This is a genomic window from Evtepia gabavorous (assembly GCF_003425665.1).
GTDB classification, from domain to species: Bacteria; Bacillota; Clostridia; order Oscillospirales; family Oscillospiraceae; genus Evtepia; species Evtepia gabavorous.
On the sequence record NZ_QQRQ01000021.1, the window covers coordinates 1 to 24,608 of the forward strand.

At 62.8% G+C, this 24,608-nt stretch carries 19 protein-coding genes and 1 pseudogene; 5 read left to right on the plus strand and 15 right to left on the minus strand.

The genetic code is table 11. The features are described 5' to 3' along the window. The 12 genes from pyk to DV520_RS09965 form a co-directional block, all read right to left on the minus strand. Positions 1-1,079 (minus strand): pyruvate kinase (gene pyk, locus DV520_RS09910; RefSeq protein ID WP_117142606.1); only part of this gene is annotated, 1,079 nt, incomplete at its 3' end. A gap of 92 nt (positions 1,080-1,171) precedes the next feature. Next, positions 1,172-2,017: an ABC transporter permease gene (locus DV520_RS09915; protein WP_117142607.1), complete on the minus strand. Its 846-nt coding sequence runs from the start codon at positions 2,015-2,017 to the stop codon at positions 1,172-1,174. Continuing rightward, positions 2,014-2,979 (minus strand): ABC transporter permease, encoded by a 966-nt coding sequence (locus DV520_RS09920; protein ID WP_117142608.1) that lies wholly within the window; start codon positions 2,977-2,979, stop codon positions 2,014-2,016. The genes DV520_RS09915 and DV520_RS09920 overlap by 4 nt, the downstream gene beginning before the upstream one ends. 761 nt (positions 2,980-3,740) lie before the next feature. Continuing rightward, positions 3,741-5,366 carry an ABC transporter substrate-binding protein gene (locus DV520_RS09925; protein WP_242984684.1) on the minus strand — a complete coding sequence of 542 codons (1,626 nt, stop codon included), beginning with the start codon at positions 5,364-5,366 and terminating at the stop codon, positions 3,741-3,743. Between the two features lie 4 nt (positions 5,367-5,370). Further along, on the minus strand, positions 5,371-6,372 hold the full coding sequence (hprK, locus tag DV520_RS09930) for an HPr(Ser) kinase/phosphatase (protein WP_117142610.1): 1,002 nt from the start codon (positions 6,370-6,372) through the stop codon (positions 5,371-5,373). 174 nt (positions 6,373-6,546) lie between these two features. After that, positions 6,547-6,735: a 50S ribosomal protein L28 gene (gene rpmB / locus DV520_RS09935; protein ID WP_021920247.1), complete on the minus strand. Its 189-nt coding sequence runs from the start codon at positions 6,733-6,735 to the stop codon at positions 6,547-6,549. 158 nt (positions 6,736-6,893) lie between these two features. Next, positions 6,894-7,895, minus strand: a complete 1,002-nt coding sequence (locus DV520_RS09940; RefSeq protein ID WP_021920248.1) for an NAD(P)H-dependent glycerol-3-phosphate dehydrogenase — start codon at positions 7,893-7,895, stop codon at positions 6,894-6,896. A 10-nt stretch (positions 7,896-7,905) separates the two neighbouring features. Further along, entirely contained in the window at positions 7,906-8,553 is a 648-nt protein-coding gene (gene plsY, locus DV520_RS09945) for a glycerol-3-phosphate 1-O-acyltransferase PlsY (RefSeq protein WP_021920249.1), read from the minus strand. Positions 8,554-8,557: 4 nt separating this feature from the next. After that, positions 8,558-9,886, minus strand: a complete 1,329-nt coding sequence (gene der / locus DV520_RS09950; protein WP_021920250.1) for a ribosome biogenesis GTPase Der — start codon at positions 9,884-9,886, stop codon at positions 8,558-8,560. Positions 9,887-10,524: 638 nt separating this feature from the next. After that, positions 10,525-11,835, minus strand: a complete 1,311-nt coding sequence (locus tag DV520_RS09955) for a DUF512 domain-containing protein (RefSeq protein ID WP_117142611.1) — start codon at positions 11,833-11,835, stop codon at positions 10,525-10,527. Between the two features lie 94 nt (positions 11,836-11,929). Then, positions 11,930-12,121: a 50S ribosomal protein L32 gene (gene rpmF, locus DV520_RS09960; RefSeq protein WP_021918721.1), complete on the minus strand. Its 192-nt coding sequence runs from the start codon at positions 12,119-12,121 to the stop codon at positions 11,930-11,932. Between the two features lie 53 nt (positions 12,122-12,174). Further along, a complete protein-coding gene (locus DV520_RS09965; protein WP_117142612.1) occupies positions 12,175-12,669 on the minus strand; it encodes a YceD family protein in 495 nt (164 codons plus the stop codon). 203 nt (positions 12,670-12,872) lie between these two features. Here DV520_RS09965 and DV520_RS09970 point away from each other — a divergent pair, with 203 nt between their 5' ends. From DV520_RS09970 to DV520_RS09990, 5 genes are all read left to right on the plus strand, one after another. Beyond that, complete coding sequence (locus DV520_RS09970; RefSeq protein WP_117142613.1) at positions 12,873-13,850, plus strand: RluA family pseudouridine synthase; 978 nt, start codon at positions 12,873-12,875, stop codon at positions 13,848-13,850. Positions 13,851-14,330: 480 nt separating this feature from the next. Beyond that, positions 14,331-15,449, plus strand: a complete 1,119-nt coding sequence (potA, locus tag DV520_RS09975; protein ID WP_021918718.1) for a spermidine/putrescine ABC transporter ATP-binding protein — start codon at positions 14,331-14,333, stop codon at positions 15,447-15,449. Beyond that, on the plus strand, positions 15,446-16,339 hold the full coding sequence (locus tag DV520_RS09980) for an ABC transporter permease (RefSeq protein WP_021918717.1): 894 nt from the start codon (positions 15,446-15,448) through the stop codon (positions 16,337-16,339). The genes potA and DV520_RS09980 overlap by 4 nt, the downstream gene beginning before the upstream one ends. Before the next feature lie 3 nt (positions 16,340-16,342). Continuing rightward, a complete protein-coding gene (locus tag DV520_RS09985; protein WP_021918716.1) occupies positions 16,343-17,167 on the plus strand; it encodes an ABC transporter permease in 825 nt (274 codons plus the stop codon). A 69-nt stretch (positions 17,168-17,236) separates the two neighbouring features. After that, positions 17,237-18,349: an ABC transporter substrate-binding protein gene (locus DV520_RS09990; protein WP_117142614.1), complete on the plus strand. Its 1,113-nt coding sequence runs from the start codon at positions 17,237-17,239 to the stop codon at positions 18,347-18,349. 88 nt (positions 18,350-18,437) lie between these two features. On the opposite strand, the gene DV520_RS09995 is transcribed toward DV520_RS09990, so the two are convergent. The 3 genes and pseudogenes from DV520_RS09995 to DV520_RS10005 form a co-directional block, all read right to left on the minus strand. Beyond that, positions 18,438-20,078, minus strand: coding sequence for an S-layer homology domain-containing protein (locus tag DV520_RS09995; RefSeq protein WP_165850088.1), 1,641 nt, complete (start codon positions 20,076-20,078; stop codon positions 18,438-18,440). A 161-nt stretch (positions 20,079-20,239) separates the two neighbouring features. Then, complete coding sequence (locus DV520_RS10000; RefSeq protein WP_117142616.1) at positions 20,240-24,382, minus strand: PolC-type DNA polymerase III; 4,143 nt, start codon at positions 24,380-24,382, stop codon at positions 20,240-20,242. 74 nt (positions 24,383-24,456) lie between these two features. Next, positions 24,457-24,608: pseudogene (locus tag DV520_RS10005) on the minus strand (flavodoxin-dependent (E)-4-hydroxy-3-methylbut-2-enyl-diphosphate synthase); the annotation flags it as partial.

Sequence of the window (24,608 nt, forward strand, 5' to 3'; positions counted from 1 at the left end):
GCATGGGCGGTGGCCCCGCCGATGCCCAGGCGGATGTCCGGGGTCATGTTCCGCATCCGGCCAAAGTAGTTGATGTCCGCCTCAGTCCGGCTGGCAATGGCCGCCATGGTCTTCACCGCCTCCACCGGGTACCTGCCAGCGGCGGTCTCCCCGGAGAGCATGATGGCGGAGGTGCCGTCATAGACAGCGTTGGCCACGTCGGTGATCTCCGCCCGGGTGGGCCGGGGGTTGGTGATCATGCTGTCCAGCATCTGGGTGGCGGTGATCACGTGCTTTCCGTACCCCAGGGTATAGGCAATGATGTCCTTCTGAATGACGGGAATCTCGGTGAAGTCGATCTCCACTCCCATGTCCCCCCGGGCGATCATCACCCCGTCGGCCACAGCCAGAATCTCGTCCACGTTGTTCACGCCCTCCTGGTTCTCCAGCTTGGCGATGATCCGGATGTCCGAGTGGTGCTCGTCCAGCAGGCGGCGGATCTCCATCACGTCCTGGGCAGTGCGGCAGAAGGAGGCGGCGATGAAGTCAAACCCCTCCTGGATGCCGAAGAGGATGTCCGCCCGGTCCTGGGCGCTCATGTAGGGCATGGACAGATGGACGCCGGGGACATTGACCCCCTTCCGGTCCTTTACCAGGCCGCCGTTTTCCACCAGGCAGAGGACATCGGTCTCGGTGCGCTCCACCACCTTCATGCTGATCAGGCCGTCGTCCAGCATGATCTGGCTGCCCACGTGGACATCCTGGGCCAGATTTTTATAGCTCACGCTGCAGATCTCCTGGGTACCGATGACCTCCCGGGCCGTGAGGGTAAAGTGCTGGCCGGCCTCCAGGGTGACCTTCCCCTCCTCAAAGGTTCTCAGGCGGATCTCCGGGCCCTTGGTGTCCAGCAGGGCGGCCACAGGGAGATTCAATTTCTTCCGCAGGGCCTTGAGCTCCTCCAAGCGGCGCTTGTGCTCGTCATGGCTTCCATGGGAAAAGTTAAACCGGGCCACGTCCATGCCGTTCTCCATCATGGCCTGCAGAATCTCCGGGGAATCCGTGGAGGGACCCAGCGTGCAGATAATCTTCGTTTTTCTCATCAGGCAGCACCTCCGTTTGGCTGTCATAGGATTGCATACAATTCGGAACGGTTTATTTTACACCTTTTGCGCCCAAAAGGCAATCGGTTTCCTCATCGGTTGCGGGGGTTGAGGGCCTTCCGCAGCCCCTCCCCCACCAGGAGCAGCGCCAGCCCGGTGGCCACAATGCACAGCCCCGGCGGGAGCCAGGCCCAGGGGCGGGTGGTGAGGGTCACCAGCTCCATGGCGCTCTGGGTCAGGTTGCCCCAGGAGGCCTGGGGGGTCCGCAGTCCCACCCCCAAAAAGCTGAGGCTGGACTCCGACAGAATGGCCCGGACCACCTTCAGGGGCAGGGAGGCCCACACCGGGGCCACCACGTTGGGGAGAATGGTGCGGAACAGAATCTCCCGATCTGTGGCCCCCAGGGCCCGGGAGGCCTCCACATACTCGGCTTTCTTGGCCGATAGGGTGCCGCTGTACACCAGCCGGGCCACCGAGGCCCAGCCCAAGCCGCCGATGACCAGGATGATGTTCCACACCGAGGGCCCCAGCAGGGTCACCATGGCCAGCACCAACAGGATGCTGGGAAAGGACTGGAAGGTATCACAGGCCCGCATGATCCAGTATTCCCATTTCCCCCCCTTATAGCCGGCCAGCAGCCCAAGGGGGACCCCCAGCACCCCGCCCAGGGCGGCGGAGGCAAATCCCACCAGCAGGGAGACCCGTCCCCCCGCCAGCAGCCGGGACAAAAGGTCCCGCCCGGCCTCGTCGGTACCCAGCAGGTGCGCCGGGCTGGGCGGCGCCCAGAAGCCGGCGGTTCGATCTGTCACATTGGGGTCCTGGCCCAGAAAGAGGGGCAGCAGCAGCACCAGCAGAATTTCCGCCAGCAGAAACACCGCGGCTGCCGCCGCCCGGCGGTCCGACCAAAAGACCCGCCAAAAGGAACGCAGTGGCTTCATCGTCCCTCACCTCCCCATCCCACGCCGGGGTCAACCAGCCGGTAGACCAGGTCCATGAGGATGCCCGTGGCCAGCACTGTCAGGGCAATGACCACGGTGAGGCCCATAATCACGGTGTAGTCCCGGCTGGAGACCGAGGTAAACAGCAGGCTGCCCATCCCCGGCCAGCCGAAGATCCGCTCCACCACCAGGGAGCCCCCGATGATATGGGGGATATGGTTGAGGATGGTGGTGACCACCGGCAGCAGTGCCGTGCGGAAGCCATGCTTCCAAACCACCGCCCACTCGGGCAGACCCTTGGCCCGGGCGGTGCGGATGTAGTCCTCTCCCAGCACTTCCCCGCAGGCGCTGGCGGTCTGGCGCACCAGGTTGCCCAGGCTGCTCAGGCAGACCACCGAGGCCGGGAGCACCAAGTGGCGCAGCAGGTCCCCCAGGCCGCCTCCGCCGGCGGCGGAGTACATCCCCGCCGCCGGAAGCCAGCCCAGGACCACGGAAAAGAAAAAAATAGCCAGTACACACAAAAAAAAGCCCGGGGCGCTGAAGCTGAGCAGAGTCAGCCCGCCGGCCAGCCGGCTCCAGAGGGAGCGGGGCTTCCAGGCGGCCATCACCCCCAGGGGAATGCCGATCACCACCGCGGCCGCCACTCCCGTCCCCGTAAGGATCAGGGAGGGGCCCACCCGCTGGGCGATCATGCCCAGGACCGGTTGACCTGTACGGTAGGACAGGCCCAGGTCCCCGGTGAGCAGCTCCTTCAGCCACAGCACGTAGCGGACGGGAAGGGGCTGGTCCAGACCAAGATTCGCCTCCAGCGCGGCCCGGGCGGCCGCGCTGGAGGCGTCTTCCCCCCCCGCCAGGTCGGCAATGGTGGCGGGGGCCATATTCATGAGAAAAAAGACGAGGAGGGTGATGCCGAAAAACACCGGGAGCGCACCCAGAACACGTTTTACAAGATACTGTGCCAAAATTGCTTCCTCCTACACTTCCGGCCCGAACGGGCACAGGCCCCCAAAAGGGCCTTACGGAGGTTAAATTCGAATGCGGCGATGCCGCTTGCCATTCTTTGGGGCGCCGCGCCGTGGAACAGCAGGGCCCGGCGCCGTTTGAATGGCGGCTTGTCCGGGTGGGGGAGCTTGTGGGGTTCTCCCTACGTCGTTGGAACGGGCGGGAACGGGGCCCTCCCGGGCGGGGCCCTATTTCTTTGGAGAAATAGGGGAAAGAACACCAAGGGGAAGGAGGTTCCTTCCCCTTGGAACCCCATTCTCTGGTGGGGGGAACGGGGGAAGGTGGTTCCGTCAGGTAGGGGCCTGGCCTGCGGCCTCCAAGACCAACGCCTCATGGCCCGCCCACCAGCTCGGGCGGGCGGGAGAAGTGGTTTATTGACGGAAGGAAAAACGGGAACCCGAACGGTTACTCTCTGCCTTTTCCCAAAGGGTACCCACCCACGCCCCCAGCCCGCCCAGCCGGTGGGCGGGCCGTTACGGACCTTCCAATGTGAGGGCCGCAGGCCGGGTATCCCATAAGAGGTACAGCCTCCCCCCACCCAATCCCACCAGAGAAGGGAGTCCAGAGGGAAGAACCTCTTCCCTCTGGGGTTCTTTCCCCCATTTCTTCCCAAGAAATGGGGCCCCGGCTGGGCAAGCCACCGTTCCCTGCCGTTCCAACGGCGTGGGAGAAAACCCGCAACGCCCCCGCCGCCGCAGAACGCAGCGTCAAAGCTCTGCCTTTACGAGGCCGTCTTCTCCCACTGCCAGACATTCTCATTGCAGCAGGACGCGGCGGGATAGTCAATCCCCGTCACCGTCTTCGACTGCACATGCAGGGCATGGGTAAACCACAGAGGAATAAAGGGCTTCTCCTGGTCCAAATAGGCCTCAAACTCGTCCACCAGGTCAATTCGGGCGGTCTCGTGGGTCTCCTGATTGATGGCGTCCAGCAGCGTGGTGTAGTGGCTCAGGTCCGCCACCCGGAAAATGTTGTGGTCGGGGGTAAAGCGGCTGCCGGTAAACCACAGGGGCAGAGTGGTGGGGGTATGACTGGCCACGGCCAGGTCATAGGTGCCGTCGTTCATGCCGGCGAACATGGTGGCCGAGTCCACCGTCTCAATCTCCACCTGAATGCCCACCGCCGCCAGGTTCTGCTGAATCAAAGCCGCCAGGCTGGCCCGAGCACTGGTGCAGGCCAGGGTGTAGGTCTCCCCCTGATAGCCCGCCTTGTCCAGCAGCTGCTTGGCCTGGTCCGGGTCATAGGTCGTCAGGTCACTGGGGCCGGAATAGGGGGTGTCCGGCAGGATGCTGGAGTTGGTGACCGTCCCCAGGGTCCCGCTGTTCTGCTGGCACAGCAGCTGCTTGTCCAGGGCCTTTTCGATGGCATGGCGGAGGTCCGCGCTGGCAATGGACTCGTTGTTGATCATCAGCTCATAGAAGGTGCTGGGAACCTCCCCGGCCTGTACGGTGAAGCCCGCCTTCTCCGCCACCGGCCGGTTCTCCTCGGAGACGCTGCCGCCGAAGGTGTAGTAATCCAGGTCCCCGGCGATGAGGGCGGTGAGGAGGTTGGCCTTGTCCATCACCGTGATGGTGAGGGTGTCAAACCCCGGGGCTCCCAGCTGGTAGTTCTGGTTGCTCTTGAGCACCAAGGTGCTGCCGGAAACCTCGGAGACATACTGGCAGGGGCCTGAACCCACAGGGGCCAGCCAGAAGTCATCGGTCATCAGTTCCTCCGGGGGGATATCCTGGAGCAGATGGGTGGGCAGCACATAGATGTCCCGGTTCTTGTCCACCAAAAACTCCTCCGGGAGGGTGGGGGAGGTAAAGGTGAGCTTCAGGGTGTACTCATCCACCGCCTCCACCCCCAGCTTTTCCCCGGCCACAGCGGCCCCGGTCTCGTCGGTGCCGGCCAGGCCGGCAAAGGTGGTGCGGCCCAGGGTCTGGCAGGCGGGATTGGTCACCAGGGTGATGGTGTCCACCCAGTGCTGGGCAGTCACTGGGGTTCCGTCGTGGAAGGCCGCCTTTTGGTTCAGGAAAAATACAATGGAATAGCCGTCATCGGCACTCTCCCAACGCTCCGCAGCTCGGGGCTGGCAGGTTCCGTCGGCCTGAACATAGGCCAGCCGGTCATAGAGCTTATCGTAGATGATCCGGGCATAGTTGCTCCCGGAGACGCTGTAATAGGGCATCAGGGAATCCCAGGGGTTGGAGATGCCGTAGTTCACATTGACTGCGGCTGTCTGCTCCTGGGGCACCTGCTGGGGGGACTGGGACTTCTCCTTCCCGCAGGAGGACAGGAACAGGCTGCCCACCAGGGCAGCGGCCAGGGCCAGGGCGGCCAGGCGGGATCGGTTGTGTGGTTTCAAGGGCTTATTCCTCCTCCTCGCCGCTGAGGCTCTCATATTCGTCATAGTCGTCCGCCGCGTCCAGCTGGGAGCTGAGCATCATCTGCTCAAAATGGGCGTCCAGCTGCTTGGCAAATTCCTGGGCCGCGTTGTAGCCCATCCGCTTGTGGCGGTTGTTCATGGCCGCCACCTCCACAATGATGGCCAAGTTCCGGCCGGGCTTGATGGGAATGGTGATGGCGGGGATCTTCATGTCCAAAATGGTGGTAAACTCCTCATTGGTCCCCAGGCGGTCATAGAACACCTGGTCATTCCACTGCTCCAGGTTGACCACCAGGTTGATGTCCTGGTCCTCCCGGACCGCGGACATGCCGAAGAGCTGCTGGATGTCCACCACGCCGATGCCCCGCAGCTCAATGTAGTGGCGGATGAGCTCCGGGGCCGAGCCCACCAGGCGGGTGCCGATGTGGCGGATCTCCACCGCGTCGTCGGCCACCAGACGGTGGCCCCGCTTCACCAGCTCCACGGCGGTCTCACTCTTGCCCACGCCGGACTCCCCCATGAGGAGGACCCCCTCTCCGTAGACATCCACCAGCACGCCGTGGCGGGTGATCCGGGGGGACAGGCGGGCCTTGAGCCAGTCAGTGAAGTTGGGGATGAACAGGGAGGTGTCCTCCTTGCTGCGCAGGATGGTCCGCTTGTGCTTCACCGCCATCTCCATGAGCTCCGGGAAGGGCTCCAGGCTGCGGGTGAGGATCAGGGCGGGGATGGGCTTTTCCAAAAAGGCGTCGAAACATTTCCGGCGCTCCTCCGGGCTCTGGTTGTTCAGATAGGTCCACTCCACCTTGCCGATGACCTGGATGCGGTCCGGGGCGAAGTAGTCAAAAAAGCCGAGGATCTGCAGGGCGGGGCGGTTGATGTCATCGGCGCGGATGAGACACCGATCGTAGTTTTTTCCCTGGTTGAGCACTTCCAGCTCGAACCGTTCGACCAGTTTGGTCAATTTGATTGCCGACTGAGATGCCATAATTCCTCCTCTTCCGTGTCGCTGGGGCCGGGGCCCCGGGGCGGGACGTTGGGGTGCTTGCCTGGGTATTATACCATAGCTTGGGGAACCTTGGCAAGAGAAGGGCCCCCGGGGGCGGAAAACAAAAAAGCACAGGCGGTGGCCTGTGCTTTTTATCGGGTTTGGATTGTCAGATCAGACAGCGCGGGTAACTTTGCCCGAACGGAGGCAATGAGTGCACACATAGACGTGCTTCGGGGTGCCGTTGACGACCGCCTTCACGCGCTTCACGTTGGGCTTCCAGGGACGATTGGAGCGGCGGTGAGAGTGGGAAACCTGAATGCCGAACACGACGCCCTTGTCACAAAATTCACATTTAGCCATTCGCTTGAACCTCCTCGCTGGTTTATGACTCCACGGCGGGAAAAATCTCCCCTCCGTGTGTTGTTATTGAAAAAGCATCGGTTAGTATAATACCAGAAACAGGGACAAAAAGCAAGTCCTATTTTGCAGATTTCTGAAAATTCCGACGCCGGCTCAGGTCAGATCCAGGTCTCTTCCATCTCGTGGCGCTTTTCCCGGCGCATGAGCTCCTGGAGCACCGTCTTGGGGTCCCGTCCCTCATAGAGCACCTGGTAGGCGGCCTGGGTGATGGGCATCTCCACCCCCGCCCGCTTGGCCAGCTCCCGGGCGGAGTCCACGGCGTAGTAGCCCTCCACCACGGCGCCGATCTCCTGGATGGCCTGCTGGACGGGCATGCCCTGGCCGATGAGGATGCCTGCCCGGTAGTTTCGGGAGTTCATGGAGGTGCAGGTGACGATCAGGTCCCCCATCCCCGCCAGGCCGGCGAAGGTCTCCCGCCGCCCCCCCAGGGCCACCCCCAGCCGGGCGGTCTCCGCCAGGCCCCGGGTCATGAGCATGGCCTTGGTGTTGTCCCCATAACCCATGCCGGTGCAGCAGCCGGTGCACAGGGCCATGACGTTTTTCAGGGCGGCGCCCAGCTCCACCCCCACCACGTCGCTGCTGCTGTACACCCGGAAGCGGTCGTTCAAAAACAGGTCCTGCACCGTCTCCGCCGCCGCCTGGTCCGGGCAGGCCGAGACCACGGCGGTGGGCACCCGCCGGGCCACCTCCTCGGCGTGGGAGGGACCGGAGAGGGCCACCACGGGGCAGAGGTCCCCGGTGGCCTGGCGGATGATCTCCGTCATGCGCAGGGAACTCCCCTTCTCAATCCCCTTGGAGACCGAGACCAGAATGGTCTCCGGGGTGAGCATCCCCCGGATGCCCTCCGCCGTGGACCGCACCCCGAAGGAGGGGGTGGCCATGACCACCACGCCGCAGCCCCGCACGCAGGACAGGTCCCAGGTGTAGGACAGGCTCTCCGGCAGGGTCACGCCAGGCAGAAGGGGGTTCTCCCTGGTCTGCTGGAGCCGCCGGGACTCCTCCTCCAGGTAGGACCACAGGGTCACAGTATGGCCGTTCTCCGCCAGCAGCATGGCCAGGGCCGTCCCCCAGCCGCCGCTGCCCAACACAGCAATTTTCATGACTGGCACCTCACTTTACTTTCTTATGGAAATAGAACTTGGACTCGGTCCCCGCCAGCAGCCGCTGGATGTTCCCCCGGTGCTTCCAGAGGATGAGACCGCCGATGATGATAGACAGCAGCAGCAAGATCCCGTCGTGATAGACCAGCCAGGTGGAAATGGGCACCGTCACCCCTGTGGAGCTGGAGCCCAGGGACACATAACGGGTCAGCAGCACCAGGATGAGAAAGCCCCCCCAGGCCACCAGGGCCACCCGCCAGTCAATCATAATCACAATGGTCCCGCCGGACAGAATGCCTTTGCCCCCCTTGAACTGGAACATACAGGGGAACATGTGCCCCAGCAGGCAGAACAGGCCCGCCCAGTAGTCGCTGTACGCCTCCTGGGGGCCGGGCAGGCCGGCGGGAAGATGGCCCACCAGCAGCCAGCCGCCCACCACCAGGGCCACAATGGCCTTGAGCACGTCGGTGAGAATGACCCCAAAGGTCAGAGGGCCGCCGAAGGTGCGGTAAAAGTTGGTCAGCCCCGCGTTGCCGCTGCCATGGGTGCGCACATCGTCCCGCAGAATGTATTTGGACACGATGACCGCCCCGTTGAAGCAGCCGCAGAAATACGCGATGGCCGCCGCGGCCACCGCGCGAATCCAGAATTCCCCCATGGTGTCAGTCCTCCTTGTCGCCCTTTTGCCGGATGGTCAGCCGGATGGGGGTACCCTCCAGGCCGAAGGTGGCGCGAATCTGGTTTTCCAGATACCGCTGGTACGAGAAGTGGAAGAGCTTGGCATCGTTGCAGAAGCAGACGAAATGGGGGGGGCGAATCCCGGCCTGGGTCATGTAGTAAATCTTCAGCCGCCGCCCCTTGTCCGTGGGGGGCTGGACCCGGGCGGTGGCATCGGCCAGAAGGCTGTTGAGCATGCCGGTGGTGATCCGCATGGACGCCTGGTCGTTTACGTACTGGATCAGCTGGAACAGCCGGGGCACCCGCTGCCCGGTGAGGGCCGAGATAAAGACGATGGGGGCATAGGTCATATAGGACAGGTCCCGGCGGATGTCCTGGCGCATACGGTCCATGGTCTTGTCGTCCTTGTCCACCGCGTCCCACTTGTTGACCACGATGATGCAGGCCTTGCCCGACTCGTGGGCCATGCCGGCCACCTTGGTGTCCTGCTCTGTGACCCCCTCGTTGGCGTCGATGAGGATCAGACAGACGTCGGAGCGCTCAATGGCCATGGCCGCCCGGAGGACCGAGAACTTCTCAATCTGGTCGCTCACCTTGGCCTTTTTCCGCATGCCGGCGGTGTCGATGAAGAGGAACTTACCCACCTCATTTTCAAAATAGCTGTCCACCGCGTCCCGGGTGGTGCCGGCCACGTTGGAGACGATGACCCGCTCCTCCCCCAAAATCCGGTTGATGAGGGAGGATTTGCCCACATTGGGCTTGCCGATGACCGCCACCTTGATGAGGTCGGGGTCCTCTTCTTCCTCCTCTTCCGGGGGAAAATGGGCAAAGCAGGCGTCCAGCAGGTCCCCGGTGCCGTGGCCGTGGACGGCGGAGACAGCGATGGGGTCCCCCAGCCCCAAGTTGTAAAACTCATAGATATCCGGGTTGGTCATGCCCACCTGGTCCATTTTGTTCACCGCCAGGATCACCGGCTTCCGGGCCCGGAGCAGCAGGTTGGCCACGTCCTGGTCCGCGGCGGTCAGGCCGGTCTTCACATCGCACAGGAAAACAATCACCGTGGCGTTGGCAATGGCGATCTCCGCCTGCTTCCGCATAAAGGACAGGATCTCCGTGGTGGTGCCCGGCTCAATGCCGCCGGTGTCCACAATGTCAAAGGTCCGTCCCCGCCATTCACATTCGGCGTACAGACGGTCCCGGGTGACGCCGGGGGTGTCCTCCACAATGGAGAGACGTCGGCCCACCAGTTTATTAAAGAGCATGGACTTGCCCACATTGGGGCGGCCCACAATGGCGACCAGCGGTTTTGCCATCGCAGATTCCTCCTCGTAATCAATTCAGTTGCTTTGGTTGTGGCTGTGGGGTACAGGTAGAGGGCGTTGTGGAGTTCTTCCTCCACGCCGTTGGAACGGGCGGGAACGGGGCCCTCCCGGGCGGGGCCCTATTTCTTTGAAGAAATAGGGGAAAGAACACCAAGGGGAAGGAGGTTCCTTCCCCTTGGAACCCCATTCTCTGGTGGGGGAAACGGGGGAAGGTGGTTCCGTCAGGTAGGGGCCTGGCCTGCGGCCTCTAAGACCAACGCCTCATGGCCCGCCCACCGGCTCGGGCGGGCGGGAGAAGTGGTTTGTTGACGGGAGGAGAAAGCGGGAAACCAAACGGTTCCTCTCTGCCTTCGCCCAAAGGGTACCTACCCACGTCCCCAGCCCGCCCAGCCGGTGGGCGGGCCGTTACGGGCCTTCCAGTGTGAGGGCCGCAGGCCAGGTATCCCGTCAGAAGTACAGCCTCCCCCACACCACCCCACCAGAGAAGGGGGTCCCGGGGGAGGAACCTCCTCCCCCGGGGATTCTTTCCCCCATTTCTTCTCAAGAAATGGGGCCCCGGCCGGGCAGGCCCCGTTCCCCGCCGTTCCAACGGCGCTGGGCCCCCACAGCACAGAACCCCAGCGCCGGCACTACACCCCAAACACCGCCTCAAACAGGTCAAACCCATCCTGGTTCACCGGCACCACCGGCACCCCCAGCCCCTGGGACAGCTCCTCCAAGGTCATGTCATCCAAGAACACCGTCTCCCCATGGCGCAGGGTATTTTGGGGCAGAAGCACCCGGGTCCCCAGGTCCTTCCCCCGGAGCTGGGCCAGCAGGTCCTGGCCGGTGAGCAGCCCCGCCACGGTGATGGTCTCCCCAAAGAAGTGGTTGACAATGGGGTAAATTTGATAATCTAATTTAGTATGACATTTTGCGGCCGCCCTGTCAATGATTTCCCGCAGAAAGGGGGCGGCGGCCACACCGGTGGCGATGGAGAAGGGCGCCACCGGGATATTCTGAGGGGCCCCCAGGGCGGCGCCGTTCAGCTCCACCTCCAGCAGCCGGAGCATGCCCACCCCATTCTCCAGCTGGGTGTACGCCTCATAGAATGCATCCTCGGGCAGAGGGAGCTCCCCCTGGAGGTAGAACTCGTCGGAGCACCAGAAAATCCGGCTCCCCTTCTCCCCCAGGCACCGGGCCCCGTAGGCCTCCACCTGGCCCACCACCTCCCGGGCCTCGTCTACGGTGTAGGGCCGCAGGGGATAGAGCCCCTTCCGGTACCGGGTCAGGCCCACGGGGACGACGGAGACGCTTTTCACCTGGGGGTAGAGGGCCGCCAGGTCCTCCATACTCCGCTGGAGCACGCCGCCATCGTTGAGGCCGGGACAGGCCACGATCTGGCAGTTCATCACGATCCCCGCCCGGGCAAACTGCTCCATGATCTCCAGGCACTCCCCGCCCCGGCGCTGGTTGCCCAGCAGCAGGCGGCGGACCGCCGGGTCCGTGGCGTGGACGGAGATATTGATGGGGGAGATGTGCAGGTCGCAGATCCGCTGGAGCTCCCGGCGGCTGAGGTTGGTCAAGGTGATGTAATTGCCCATGAGAAAGGACAGCCGGGCATCGTCATCCTTAAAATATAAGGTGTCCCGCATGCCCTGGGGCATCTGATCCACAAAACAGAACACGCACTTGTTGGCACAGGAGCGGGCCCGGTCCATAAGGTAGGTGGCAAAGGTCAGCCCCAGGTCCTCCCCCACGTCCTTGGACAGCTCCACCGTCCGCTCCCCCGCCTCCGACCGGAGCTGGAGGACCAGCTCGGGGTCGTAGGCATAGTATTTGTAGTCCAGCACATCCACAATGGGATGGCCGTTGATGGCCAGCAGGGTCTCCCCGGGCCGGACCCCCGCCTGATGGGCGGGGGTGCCAGGGGCCACCGACTGGATCTTTGTCCGGGACATGGTCCCCGCCTCCCTTTCCTTGGTGGTCCGCGCCTGGCCAGGCGCGAAAAGGAGAAAAAAAGAAGAGGGGCTTCCCCCTCTTTCTTTTTCCCTATTAGTTCTCCTGCTGTACCGGAACCTGGCCGAACACCTTGCCGTCGTAGGTCATGCAGGCCTTGCACAGCCGGTGGGGCAGCCGATACGCACCGCACTTGGGGCAGGTCGTGACTGCGGGAGCTGCCAGCTTCCAGTTGGCACGCCGCTTATCCCGTCTCTGCTTCGAGACTTTACTCTTCGGAACCGCCATTTCGAGACACCTCCTTGGTGATGCCCTGTCGGGCAAAGTGGATTGGTTACTACTCAGTTTTTATTAAGTAGCTGCTCGAGAGCGGCCCATCTGGGATCGGCCTGCTTCTTACACCGGCAGGGCGCCTGGTTCAGGTTGACGCCGCAGCCGGGGCAAAGTCCCTTGCAGTCTTCTGAGCATAAGTGTTTTGTGTCCATATCGAGAATGAAGGCCGTGTAGGCCAGTTCCCCCACATCGACCTCGCCCTGGTCCAGCAGGACAATGTCGTCGTCCTCTCCCTCCAGCGTCTCCGCCAAGAGGAAGCGCAGGCTGACCGCCTTCTCCCGGCTGAATCGGCACATGCACCGGTCACAGGTGTAGTCCAGAAGGGACTTGGCCTCGCCCTCCAGCATCAGCACATCCGCCACGTTCTTTACGTGCCCCGTCACCGTCACCGGCCGGGAGATGGGATACTCCCCAAAAAATGCCTCCTGGCTGAGATCCAGCTGGAAGGCAAAGGGGATGCTGGCCCCGGGCACATGCATGATCTGTTGAAGATTCAGTCGCATAGCATACTCCTCACATGGTACAGGGGATATTGTAGCAAAAAAAAACGCCCTTGTCAAATACTTTTCTTCAATTTTCGCAAATTCATGGTATAATAGGCACCGGAATCCCAGCTTGTCTCCTCTGGACCGCCGCCAACAAAGTAGGATACACCCCTTCCCCGCCGGCGTCAAGAGGAAATTCATCGGAGAAAGGTTGTGCTCCCATGCGGGAATTCACCATAGGCCCCAACGACGCCGGCCAGCGGCTGGACCGGTGGCTGGCCAAGACCCTGCCCCTCCTGCCGGCCCCCCTGGCCCAGAAATACATCCGCATCAAGCGGGTCAAGTGTAACGGCAAGGGGGCCAAGCGGGACACCCGCCTGGTCCAGGGGGATGTGCTTCAGCTGTACATCAACGACGAGTTTTTTGACACCCCCACCCCGGAAAACGCCTTTCTGTCGGTCTTCAAGCCCCAGCTGGACATTGTCTATGAGGACGAGAACCTTCTGCTGGTGAACAAGCGCCCGGGACTGGTGGTCCACCCGGACGAGCAGGAGAAGGTCAACACCCTGCTCACCCACATCCAGGCCTACCTCTATCAGAAAAAGGAGTGGAACCCCAGGCAGGAGAATGCCTTCGCCCCCGCCCTGTGCAACCGCATCGACCGGAACACCGGGGGCATCGTCATCGCCGCCAAGAACGCCGAGACCCTGCGGGTGATGAACCAGAAGATCCGGGACCGGGAGGTGGAGAAGTCCTACCTGTGCATCATCTTAGGGGCCATCACCCCCCCGGCGGGCAGGCTGGAGGGCTATCTGCTCAAGGACGAGGCCAAAAAGCTGGTCTCCGTCCACAAAACCCCCGTCCCCGGCGGGCGCACCGCTGTGACCCTCTACCAAACCCTGGCCCAGAAAAACGGCCTGTCCCTGGTGGCCTGCCGCCTGGTCACCGGCCGCACCCACCAGATCCGGGCCCAGTTCGCCGCCGCCGGCCATCCCCTGCTGGGGGACGGGAAATACGGCCGGGCCCGGGAGAACAAAAAGTACGGCCGCACCGGGGGCCAGGCCCTCTGCTCCTACCAGCTGGCCTTCCGCTTCACCACCGATGCCGGCTGTCTGGCCGGCCTCAACGGCCGGGTGTGGACCGTGGACCAGGTGGATTTCGTGACAGACTACTTCCCCCACGTCCCCCTGCACCCGTGACAGGAGAGGCATTTTCTCGACGAAAAATTCTTTTCCTTGACAGGGGGATTTTTTTCTGCTAAAATACGCCCATATCTTAAATTGGAAAATCAGGTTTTGAGTCTTTCCAAAGCAAGACACGACCGCCACAGGGTCTCCCGCCCCGTGGCCAAGGCCACACGGACAGCCGGGTCGAATGCCGAGTTCCGCATGATGCGGCGGCAACTTCTGTTGCCTTATTGATTGGGTTCAAAGCCCAAGTTTTATAAGTTGGTAACTATAAACCGGTGCTCAGCCGAGCACGCAGCGCCTCCACGGGCATGCAAACTTGTGAAATGGTCAATAAGAGTAGTAAAAGTAAGTTTCTTTGCTATATAGACTCTCATCCCCTGATTCTCCACCCTCCTCTTCCCTGCCCAGGGATGCTTTGTGGAGCTTTTCCAAGTGACTGTATGCCGCCGGCGTGCAGTCACTTTTTTTGTGTTTTTGGGAGGGCCGTGTATGAAAAAAATCATCGAGCTGAAAAACATCACCAAAGCCTTTGACGGGGAGCCTGTGCTCCAGAACGTCAACCTGGACATCTATGACAACGAGTTTATCACCCTGCTGGGCCCCTCGGGCTGCGGAAAGACCACCATGCTCCGGCTCATCGGCGGCTTTGAGACCCCTGATGAGGGCGATGTCCTCTTTCTGGGCAAGAAAATCAACGACGTGCCCCCCTACAAACGGAACGTCAACACTGTTTTTCAAAAGTATGCCCTCTTTCCCCACCTGAACGTCTTTGAAAACGTGGCCTTCCCCCTTCGGGAGAAGAAGGTGCCCAAGGGGGAGATTGAGGCCAAGGTCCACGAGATGCTCTCTCTGGTGGCCCTGAGCGGTTTTGAAAACCGCGCTGTCACCCGCCTGTCCGGCGGCCAGCAGCAGCGGGTGGCCATCGCCCGGGCCCTGGTAGCCCGCCCCCAGGTCCTGCTGCTGGACGAGCCCCTGGGGGCCCTGGACCTGAAGCTGCGCAAGGACATGCAGGTGGAGCTGAAAAAGATCCAGAAGCAGACGGGCATCACCTTCGTCTTTGTCACCCACGACCAGGAGGAGGCCCTGTCCATGTCCGACACGGTGGTGGTCATGTCCGAGGGAAAGATCCATCAGATCGGCACCCCCATCGACATCTACAACGAGCCCCAGAACGCCTTCGTGGCCGACTTCATCGGGGAGAGCAACATCCTGGACGGCACCATGCTGGAGGACTACAAGGTCTCCTTCTCCGGCCAGACCTTCCCCTGCCTGGACAAGGATTTTGGCCGGAATGTCCCGGTGGACGTGGTGGTCCGGCCGGAGGACGTGGACATTGTCCCCCTGGAACAGGGCCAGCTCACCGGGGTGGTCACCTCCGTGACCTTCATGGGGGTCCACTATGAGATCATCGTGGACGTGGGCGGCTTTAAGTGGATGGTCCAGACCACGGACTTTGTGGACGTGGACGAGCACATCGGCATCGTGCTGGAGCCTGACGCCATCCACATCATGAAAAAGTCCGAGTACTCCAACCGGTACGGGGACTACTCCTCCTTCTCCAACGAGCTGGAAGAGCTGTCCGAGATCGCGGAGGAGGAAGCCGAATGAAACACACCGTCACCCGGGACCGGCGCAGGATGCTCCGGGCCGATTACGCGGCCCTGGGCCCCTACTCCCTCTGGGCCCTCCTGTTTATCCTGGTCCCTCTGGTCTTTGTGGCCTACTACGCCTTCACCGACAACAACTTCCAGTTCACCCTGGAAAACGTCCAGCGGTTCTTCACCGCCACCTCCAGCGTCCTCCAGGAGGACGGCTCCTCGGCGGAGGTGCACACCTACCTGCTCATCTTCTGGCGCTCCTTGAAATTGGCGGTGATCTCCACGGTGATCTGCCTGGTGCTGGCCTATCCCCTGGCCTACATCATGGCCCGGGCCAAGCCCAGAACCCAGAAGATTTTCCTGACCATCATCATGATCCCCATGTGGATGAACTTCCTCATCCGCACCTACGCCTGGATGACCATTTTGCAGGACACGGGCATTTTCAACAACTTCCTCACCCTGCTCCATCTGCCCAACGTCCACATCATCGGCACGGAGGCGGCCGTGGTCATCGGCATGGTCTATGACTACATCCCCTACATGATCCTGCCCCTGTACTCCATCATGGCCAAGATGGACGAAAAGCTCATTGAGGCCGCCCGGGACCTGGGCTGCAACGGCCTGGGGGTCCTGCGCCGGGTGATCTGGCCCCTGAGCCTGCCCGGGGTGATCTCCGGGGTGACCATGGTGCTGATCCCCTCGGTGAGCACCTTTTACATCTCCCAAAAGCTGGGCGACGGCAAGATCATGCTCATCGGCGACGTGATTGAGGGCCAGTACGTGGCCAACAACCTCCACTTTGCCGCCGCCATCGCCTTTATCCTGATGATCCTGCTGCTGGTGTGCATGGCCGTCATGCGGAAGCTGGCCAGCCGCCACGTGGAAGGAGGGCTGTAACCCATGAAACCCATTGCCAAAGTCTACACCGCCATTATCTTCCTCTTCCTCTTCGCCCCCATCGCCATCCTCCTGGTCTTCTCCTTCAACAGCGGCAACAGCCTGTCGGTCTTCTCCGGCTTTTCCCTGTACTGGTACAAGGAGCTCTTCCAGGACTCCAACACCCTGGAGGCCCTGCGGAACACCCTGGTGCTGGCCCTGTGCGCGGCCATCCTCTCCACCGTCCTGGGTACCGCCGCCTCGGTGGGGATGAACAAGCTGCGCAGCAAGTACATGCGGGCGGCCATGAACACCGTGACCAACCTGCCCATGGTCAACCCCGAGATCATCACCGGCATCTCCCTGATGCTCATGTTCGTCTTTGTGGGGCAGATGATGGGGCTGTCCACCAGCCTGAATTTCGGCACCATCCTCATCGCCCACGTGACCTTCTGCCTGCCCTTTGTCATCCTCCAGGTGCTGCCTAAGCTGCGCCAGATGGACCCGGCCCTGCCGGAGGCCGCCATGGACCTGGGCTGCCCTCCCCTGAAGGCCTTTCTGAAGGTGGAGCTGCCGGAGATCTTCCCGGGCATTCTCACCGGGTTCATCATGGCCTTCACCCTCTCCCTGGATGACTTTGTCATCAGCTACTTTACCACCGGCAACGGGTTTGAGACCCTGCCCATCCGGATTTACAGCATGACCAAAAAGACGGTGACCCCCAAGATGTACGCCTTGGCCACCCTGATCTTCTTCGTCATTCTGATCCTGCTGCTCCTGTCCAACCTGTCCGACCGGGACGACAAGGACCCGGCCCGGCCCAGAGCCCGCCGGAAGCTCCGGCTGTAACCCCTGGATGCTCTGCCGCCAAGGCGGCTTCCATCACCCACCCATGAACCACAAAAAGGAGGACACCCCATGAAGAAAAAGCTTTCTGCCCTTGCCCTGGCGCTGGTCCTGGCCCTCAGCCTGTGTCTGACCGGCTGCGGCGGCTCCGACACCCTGACCCTGAACGTCTACAACTGGGGAGAGTACATCTCCGACGGCTCCGACGGTTCCCTGGACACCATCCACGCCTTTGAGGACTGGTATGAGAGCACCTACGGCCAGAAGGTCAAGGTCAACTACTCCACCTACGCCAGCAACGAGGACCTGTACGCCAAGCTCAAAAGCGGCGCGGTGAGCTACGATGTCATCATCCCCTCGGACTACATGATCGCCCGGCTCAAAGACGAGGGGATGCTCCAGCCCCTGAACTTTGACAACATCCCCAACTACCAGCACATCCACGAGGGCTTCCAGGGTCTCTACTATGACCCGGACAACCAGTACTCCGTCCCCTACACCTACGGCGTGGTGGGCATTATCTACGACGCCAACCAGGTGGACCCCGCCGACGCCCAGGGCTGGGACCTGATGTGGAACGAGAAGTACGCCGGCAAGATTCTCCAGTTCAACAACTCCCGGGACGCCTTTGGCACGGCCATGTACAAGGACGGCCTGGACGTGAACACCACCGACAAGGCCCAGTGGGACCAGGCCCTCCAGACCCTGCTGGACCAGCGGCCCCTGGTGAAGGGCTACGTGATGGATGAGATTTTCAACTCCCTGGAGTCCGGGGAGGCCGCCATCGGTGCCTACTACGCCGGGGACTACTTCACCATGGCCGAGGCCCAGGCGGAGAACGTGGACCTGCAGTTCTACTACCCCGAACCCACCAACTACTTCATTGACGCCATGTGCATCCCCACCGGCTGCCAGAACCAGGAGCTGGCGGAAATCTTCATCAACTACATGCTCAGCGAGGAGCCCGCGGTGGCCAACGCCGAGTACATCTCCTACGCCTCCCCCAACGCCCTGGTCTATGAGAGCGAGACCTACCAGGCCGACATGGGCCAGGAGGCCATGGAAATCCTCTATCCCGACCTGGGGGATTTTGCCCAGCAGTACAACACCCTGGCCTACCGGAACCTCTCCAATGAGATGCTGGACTATGTGAACACCCTCTGGGAGACCCTGAAAATCAACTGACCCCGCGGAAAGCAAGCAGAGAAGCAGCGCGGGCCCGCCGATGGCGGGCCCGCGCTGTTTTCTGTCCTCTCACAGGCTTTCACTGTCCTCACAGCTTCTGGAACATCCGCACCGCCATGATGAGAGCCTGCTCCCGGGAGGCGTTGGCGTAGCCAATGGCCTCCTGGGCGGCGGTGACGTTCCGGGGGGAGAAGGTGGTGGGGGAGGTCCCCTTGATGACCTGGTTTTTCACCATGAAATAGACGCTGGGTTTGGCATAGGCACTGATGTCCCCGTCGTCGGCGAAGGGGGTGGTCCCGCTGTAATCTAAGGTGTACTGGTCATCGGTGGCCAGGGTCCAGCCGGGGAGGTTCAGGGCCTTGTACACCCGGGTGAGCATGGTGGCCAGCTGCTCCCGGCTGATGTGGGTGTAGGGGGCGAAGGCCGTGGGCGAGACACCGTTGGTGATCCCCAGGGCGTAGGCCTTCTTCACCGCATCCGAGCCGGTGTCGGCGAAGGGGCTGTCCAGGGCAGCCGCGTCCAGTTTCTGGCCGCCCATCTGCTCGTACAGCCGCACCGACACGGCGCAGAACTCCGCCCTGGTGATGTCCCGGGTCAGGTCCCGGTTCTGGAGCTCGGCGGGGATGAGGCTGTCAAAAATCTCCTGGTTGATGTTGTCCCCCATGGCCTCGTCCTCAAACCACTCCGACCAGCCGCTCTCCTCATCATAGGCCATAACCTGGAGGATGGGATAGCCCTGGTTGACCTTTTGGGTGTCGGCAGCAAAGGCGCTGCCCAGCTGGGCAGCAAAGGAGGCCTGCTTCATGGCCCCGGTGCCCAGGAGGGTGCAGCCGGTCAGGCGGCTGGCGCTGCCGCTGCCCAGCAGGGCAGTGCACAGGTCTCCGTTGGCGTGGAGGTTGCGGTAGGTGCCGCTGGCGTCCAGGTGGCCCAGCAGGCCGCCGATCTGGGCCCGGCCGTTGGTGTTGGCCCGGATGGTGACAGCGCTGTAACCGTTCTCCAGTGTGGCCCCCGACTGATAGGTCTGGCCCACCAGGCCGCCCATGTTCAGTTCCCTATCGGTCCGGGCAAAGGTCACGGTGGCGTCCATGGAGCCCACCACATAGCAGTTGCGGATGGTGCCGGCGTTTGCCCCGGCGATGCCGCCGATGTTCACCCGGCCGCTCTGAGAGGAGGAATCTACCGTGAGGTGGAAGTCCCGCAGAGTCACGGTGGCGAAGCACTCCTCAATGGTGCCCAGATTGCCCCCGGCGATGGCGCCGATGTCAGGGTGATGGGACACGGTATCCTGGGTGGAGATGGTGCCGTCCACATTGAGCCCCCGGACCACGCCGCCCTTGCCCACGATGCCGAACAGCCCGCCCCCCCAGAGGGTGCTGCCCCCGGTGCTGGTGCCGGCGGAAAGGCGGCTGATCTTCAGGTTCCGAATGGCGTAGCCGTTGCCTTCAAAGGTCCCCACGTATCCCGACGAACTCAGGCCGATGGGGTCCCAGTCCTGGCCGGCCAGATCGACGTTGGCGATGAGGCTGGCGCACAGGTCCCGGTCCCCGGCGTTCACCTGGTCCCGGAAGTTCTTCAGCTGCTGGGCCGTGGCGATGAGGTAGGGATCGTTCCGGGTGCCGCTGCCCCCGGCGTAGTCCACCGCCCCGGCGGGCAGGACCATGGTCACCAGCAGAGAGAGGGTCATTGCCAGGGTCAGGGCCGCGCTGCACACGCGTCTTTTTACTTTCATTCTCTTTCCTCCTTTGTGCATGTTCTGCACGAATCTATCAAAATGATATCACATTTTCCCTCTATTTTCTACTTTTTTCTCAAAAAAGAAAAAGAGAAACCCCTTTTTCCGCCGGCGGCGGAAAGAGGGATTTCTCTACGGGCAGCTGTCGAAACGCAAGCTCACCCGAACAAGCTCATCTGACTGGTCTCCGGCAGGGTGCCCAGGGCGCCGGCGTCCCGGAGCTGCTCCACGTGGGTTTTGGAGACCTTGGGGCAGGCGGCCAGCAGCTCCTCCTGGGAGATGAAGGTCCGGCCCACCCGGTTCTCCACAATGGAGATGGCCGCTGTCTCCCCCAGGCCGGGGATGGCGGTGAAGGGGGGCAAAAGGGTCCCCTTCTCCCCGTCCATGAGAAACTTGGTGGCGTCGGAGCGGTAGAGGTCGATGTCCTCAAACTGGAAGCCCCGGAGATAGAACTCGTAGCACACCTCCAGGGTGACCATCATGTCCTCCTCCACGGCGGCGGCCTCCTTGTCCTTGGCCTCGATCTCCTTCATCTTCTGGCGGCAGACCTCCATGCCCCGGCACATGCAGGTGGCGTCCAGGGCCTTGGCCCGGATGGAGAAATAGGCGGCGTAGAAGGCCAGGGGCCGATGAACCTTGAACCAGGCGATGCGGAAGGCCATCATCACGTAGGCCACCGCGTGGGCCTTGGGGAAGAGGTAGCCGATCTTGGCCAGGGAGTCGATGTACCAGTCGGGGACGTTGTGCTCCCGCATGGCCTCCTCCCAGCCGGCCTGGAAGCCCCCCTTCTTCACCTTGCCCTTTCGCACCGCCTCCATGATGTCAAAGGCCATTTTGGGCTCCACCCCCTGCTCCATCAGGTAGAGCATGATGTCGTCCCGGCAGCCCACCGTGGAGTCAACGGTGGCCGTGCCGGAGACGATCAGGTCCCGGGCGTTGCCCAGCCACACATCGGTGCCGTGGGAGAAACCCGACAGGCGGATGAGGGTGTTGAACCGCTCCGGCTGGGTGTCGCAGAGCATCTGGCGGGTGAATTTGGTGTTGAACTCCGGCACCGCCACCGCCCCGGTGGGGCCCAAAATCGGGTCGTCCTCGTACCCCAGGGGGGCGGAGTTGGTGAAGATGGTCATGGTGTCCTTGTCGTCCAGGGGAATCTCCTGGGCGTTGACCCCGGTGAGGTCCTCCATCATACGGATCATGGTGGGGTCGTCGTGCCCCAGCATGTCCAGCTTCAGCAGGTTATCCTCCATCTTGTGGTAGTCAAAGTGGGTGGTGATGATGTCGGTGCCCGTGTCGTCGGCGGGGTGCTGGACGGGGCAGAAGTCGTAGATCTCCCGGTCCTGGGGGATGACCACCATGCCGCCAGGGTGCTGGCCGGTGGTCCGGCGGACCCCGGTGCAGCCAATGGCCAGGCGGTTCTCCTCGGCCTTGGTCACCTGGAGACCCCGGGCGGCCAGGTACTTCTTCACATAGCCATAGGCGGTCTTCTCCGCCACGGTGCCGATGGTCCCGGCCCGGAAGACGTGGCCCTCCCCGAAGAGTGCAAAGGTATACTTGTGGGCGTTGGCTTGGTACTCCCCGGAGAAGTTCAGGTCGATGTCCGGGACCTTCTTGCCGCCGTAGCCCAGGAAGGTCTCAAAGGGGATGTTGAAACCGTCCTTCACATAGGGCGTCCCGCACACGGGGCACACCTGGTCGGGCATGTCCGCCCCGCAGCCATAGGCCTCCCCGGCGGCAAAATCCGCGTGCTTGCACTTGGGGCAGCGGTAGTGGGGAGGTAGGGAGTTGACCTCGGTGATCCCCGAGAGAAAGGCCACAATGGAGGAGCCCACCGACCCCCGGGAGCCCACCAGATAGCCGTGCTCCAGGGAGTTCTGGACCAGCTTCTGGGCGGACATGTAGATGACATCGTACTTGCGCTCAATGATGCCGGGCAGCTCCAGCTCGATTCGGTCCTTGACGATCTGGGGCGGGTCCTCCCCATAGAGCTCGTGGGCCTTGCCCCAGACCAGGTTGTACAGCTCCTCGGCGGAGTTCTCCAGCTTGGGGGCAAAGAGCCCGTCGGGCAGAGGCTTGACGTTGTCACACCAGGAGGCCACCAGCTGGGTGTTGGTGACCACCACCTCATAGGCCTTCTTCTCCCCCAGGTAGGCAAACTCCGCCAGCATCTCCTCCGTGGTGCGGAAGTACAGGGGGTTGGGGGCGTCGGCGTCGTCAAAGCCCTTGGTGTCCAGCAGCACATGGCGGTAGGCCTCGTCCTCCGGGTCCAGGAAATGGACGTCCCCAGTGGCGCAGACGGGCTTGCCCAGCTCCTCCCCCAGGCGGACCACCGTGCGGTTCCATTCCCGGATCTGCTCCCAGTCCCGGGCGATGGTCCTGCCGTTTTTGTCCGGGCGGACCATGAAGCCGTTGTTGGACAGGGGCTGGATCTCCAGGTAGTCATACCAGGAGGCGATCCGCAGCAGCTCCTCCCAGTCCTTGCCCCGGACGATGGCCTGGTAGAGCTCCCCGGCCTCGCAGGCCGAGCCCAGGATGAGGCCCTCCCGGTTCCGGTTGATCTCGCTCTTGGGCATGATGGGAAAGCGTTTGAAATAGTTCAAGTGGGCCAGGGAGATGAGCTTGTACAGGTTCCGCAGGCCCGTCTGGTTTTTGGCCAGGACAATGAGGTGCTTGGGCATCCGCTTGGCCTTGCCCAGGGAGCTGGTCTTGGCCAGGGCGGGGTTTACCTGCTGGAGGGTGTTCACCCCCCGGTCCCGGAGCATCTGGATGAAGGGGACCAGCATATATCCCACCATGGCCGCGTCGTCCGAGGCCCGGTGGTGGTTGAAGTCCGGCAGGTTCAGGTGGCGGCAGACGATGTCCAGCTTGTACTTGCCCAGCTCCGGCAGCAGGTTCTGGGCCAGGGGGAGGGTATCCAGAAAGGTGGGAGTAAAGGCAATGCCGTACCTCTCGCACCCGGCCCGGACAAAGCCGATGTCAAACTCCGCGTTGTGGGCGGCCAGCGGGCGGCCGTCCACAAAGGCCAGAAAGGCCCGCAGGGCCTCCTCCTGGCTGGGGGCCCCCACCAGCATGTCGTCGGTGATGCCGGTGAGCTGGACGATGTTGGGGGCCAGCTTCCGCTGGGGGTCCACAAAGGTCTGGAACCGCTCCTTCACCTGCCCCTTCTCCAGGACCACCGCGCCGATCTCGGTGATCACATCCTCGGTCCGGCTCAGGCCCGTGGTCTCCAGGTCAAAGCAGACGATGGCCCCGTCCAGGTCCTGGTCCTGGGGGCCCCGGACGGTGAGGCGGTCGTCCACGTCGTTGATATAGTAAGCCTCGGTGCCCAGCAGGACCTTCAGCTTGTCCTTGCCGGCGCTCCAGGCATCGGGGAAGGACTGGGCCACACCATGGTCGGTGATGGCGATGGCGGGATGGCCCCAGGCAATGGCCCGCTTCACCGCGTCCTTGGTGTCGGTGAGGGCGTCCATCAGGGACATCTTGGTGTGTAGGTGGAGCTCCACCCGTTTTTCCGGGGCGTTGTCCTTCTTCACGGGCTTCTCCGCCGTCTCAATGATCAGGGGCTCCAGGACCATGTCGTTGTCAAACCGGTTCAGGTTCAGCCGGCCGGAGATCTTCAGGTGCATCCCCGTCTTGACCCCCTCCACAATGGGGAGTCCCTCGTCCCCGGGCATGAACTTGCTCACCCGGATGGAGCTGGTGTAGTCGGTGATGTCAAAGCTGATGACCCAGGCACTGCGCTTTTTCAGCTCCCGGTGCTCCACGGCGAAGACGTCCCCCTCCACGGTGACCACCCCCATGTCCAGCTCCAGGGTATTCATGGGCTTGGGGGCCTTTTTGATCTGGCGGGTGCCGTAGATCCGCTTGGCGGAAAAGCCCTGGGCCTGCTTGTGGGCCGCCCGGGCCTCCGCCATGGCCTTCTGGCGCAGGGCCTCCGTCTGGCGGAACAGCCGCTCCTGCTGGGAGAGGGTCTCCTCCGACGGGGTCTCCTTCGGCGCCGGGGCGGGCGGGACAGCCGCCGGGGCTTCCGGCGGGGGGGGCGCGTCCGCCGGGGCTGCCTGGGCGCAGGCCGGGTGGAAGGTCACAGCGGACAGGCCATAGACCTGGGCCAGCTCCCGTTCCACCTGCCGGAGAACGGCGGGGTCCGGGAGCCGGGGGCAGAGGAGCTTGGCCTCAATGGTCCGGTTCTGGCTGTCCAGCACCGCGCCGGTGACCAGCCAGCCTGTCAGGACAGCGGCCAGGGCGGGGGCGGGGCGGTATTGAAAAAACATCTCAAAAAAGGGCAGATTTTTCTCTGGCATAGGTGACTTCCCTTCTCAAAAATGGCAAATTGTGCTGTGGGGGGACAAGCCCTGGGCGGGGGGCGGTGTGGGGTTCAAAGCTCTTCAATCAGCGCCATCAGCGCATCCAGCAGCTCCTCCTGGGGCACCTGCCGCACCACTTCCCCATGGCGGAACAGGATTCCCTTCCCATTCCCCCCGGCAATGCCCACGTCGGCGGCGGCGGCCTCCCCGGGGCCGTTCACCG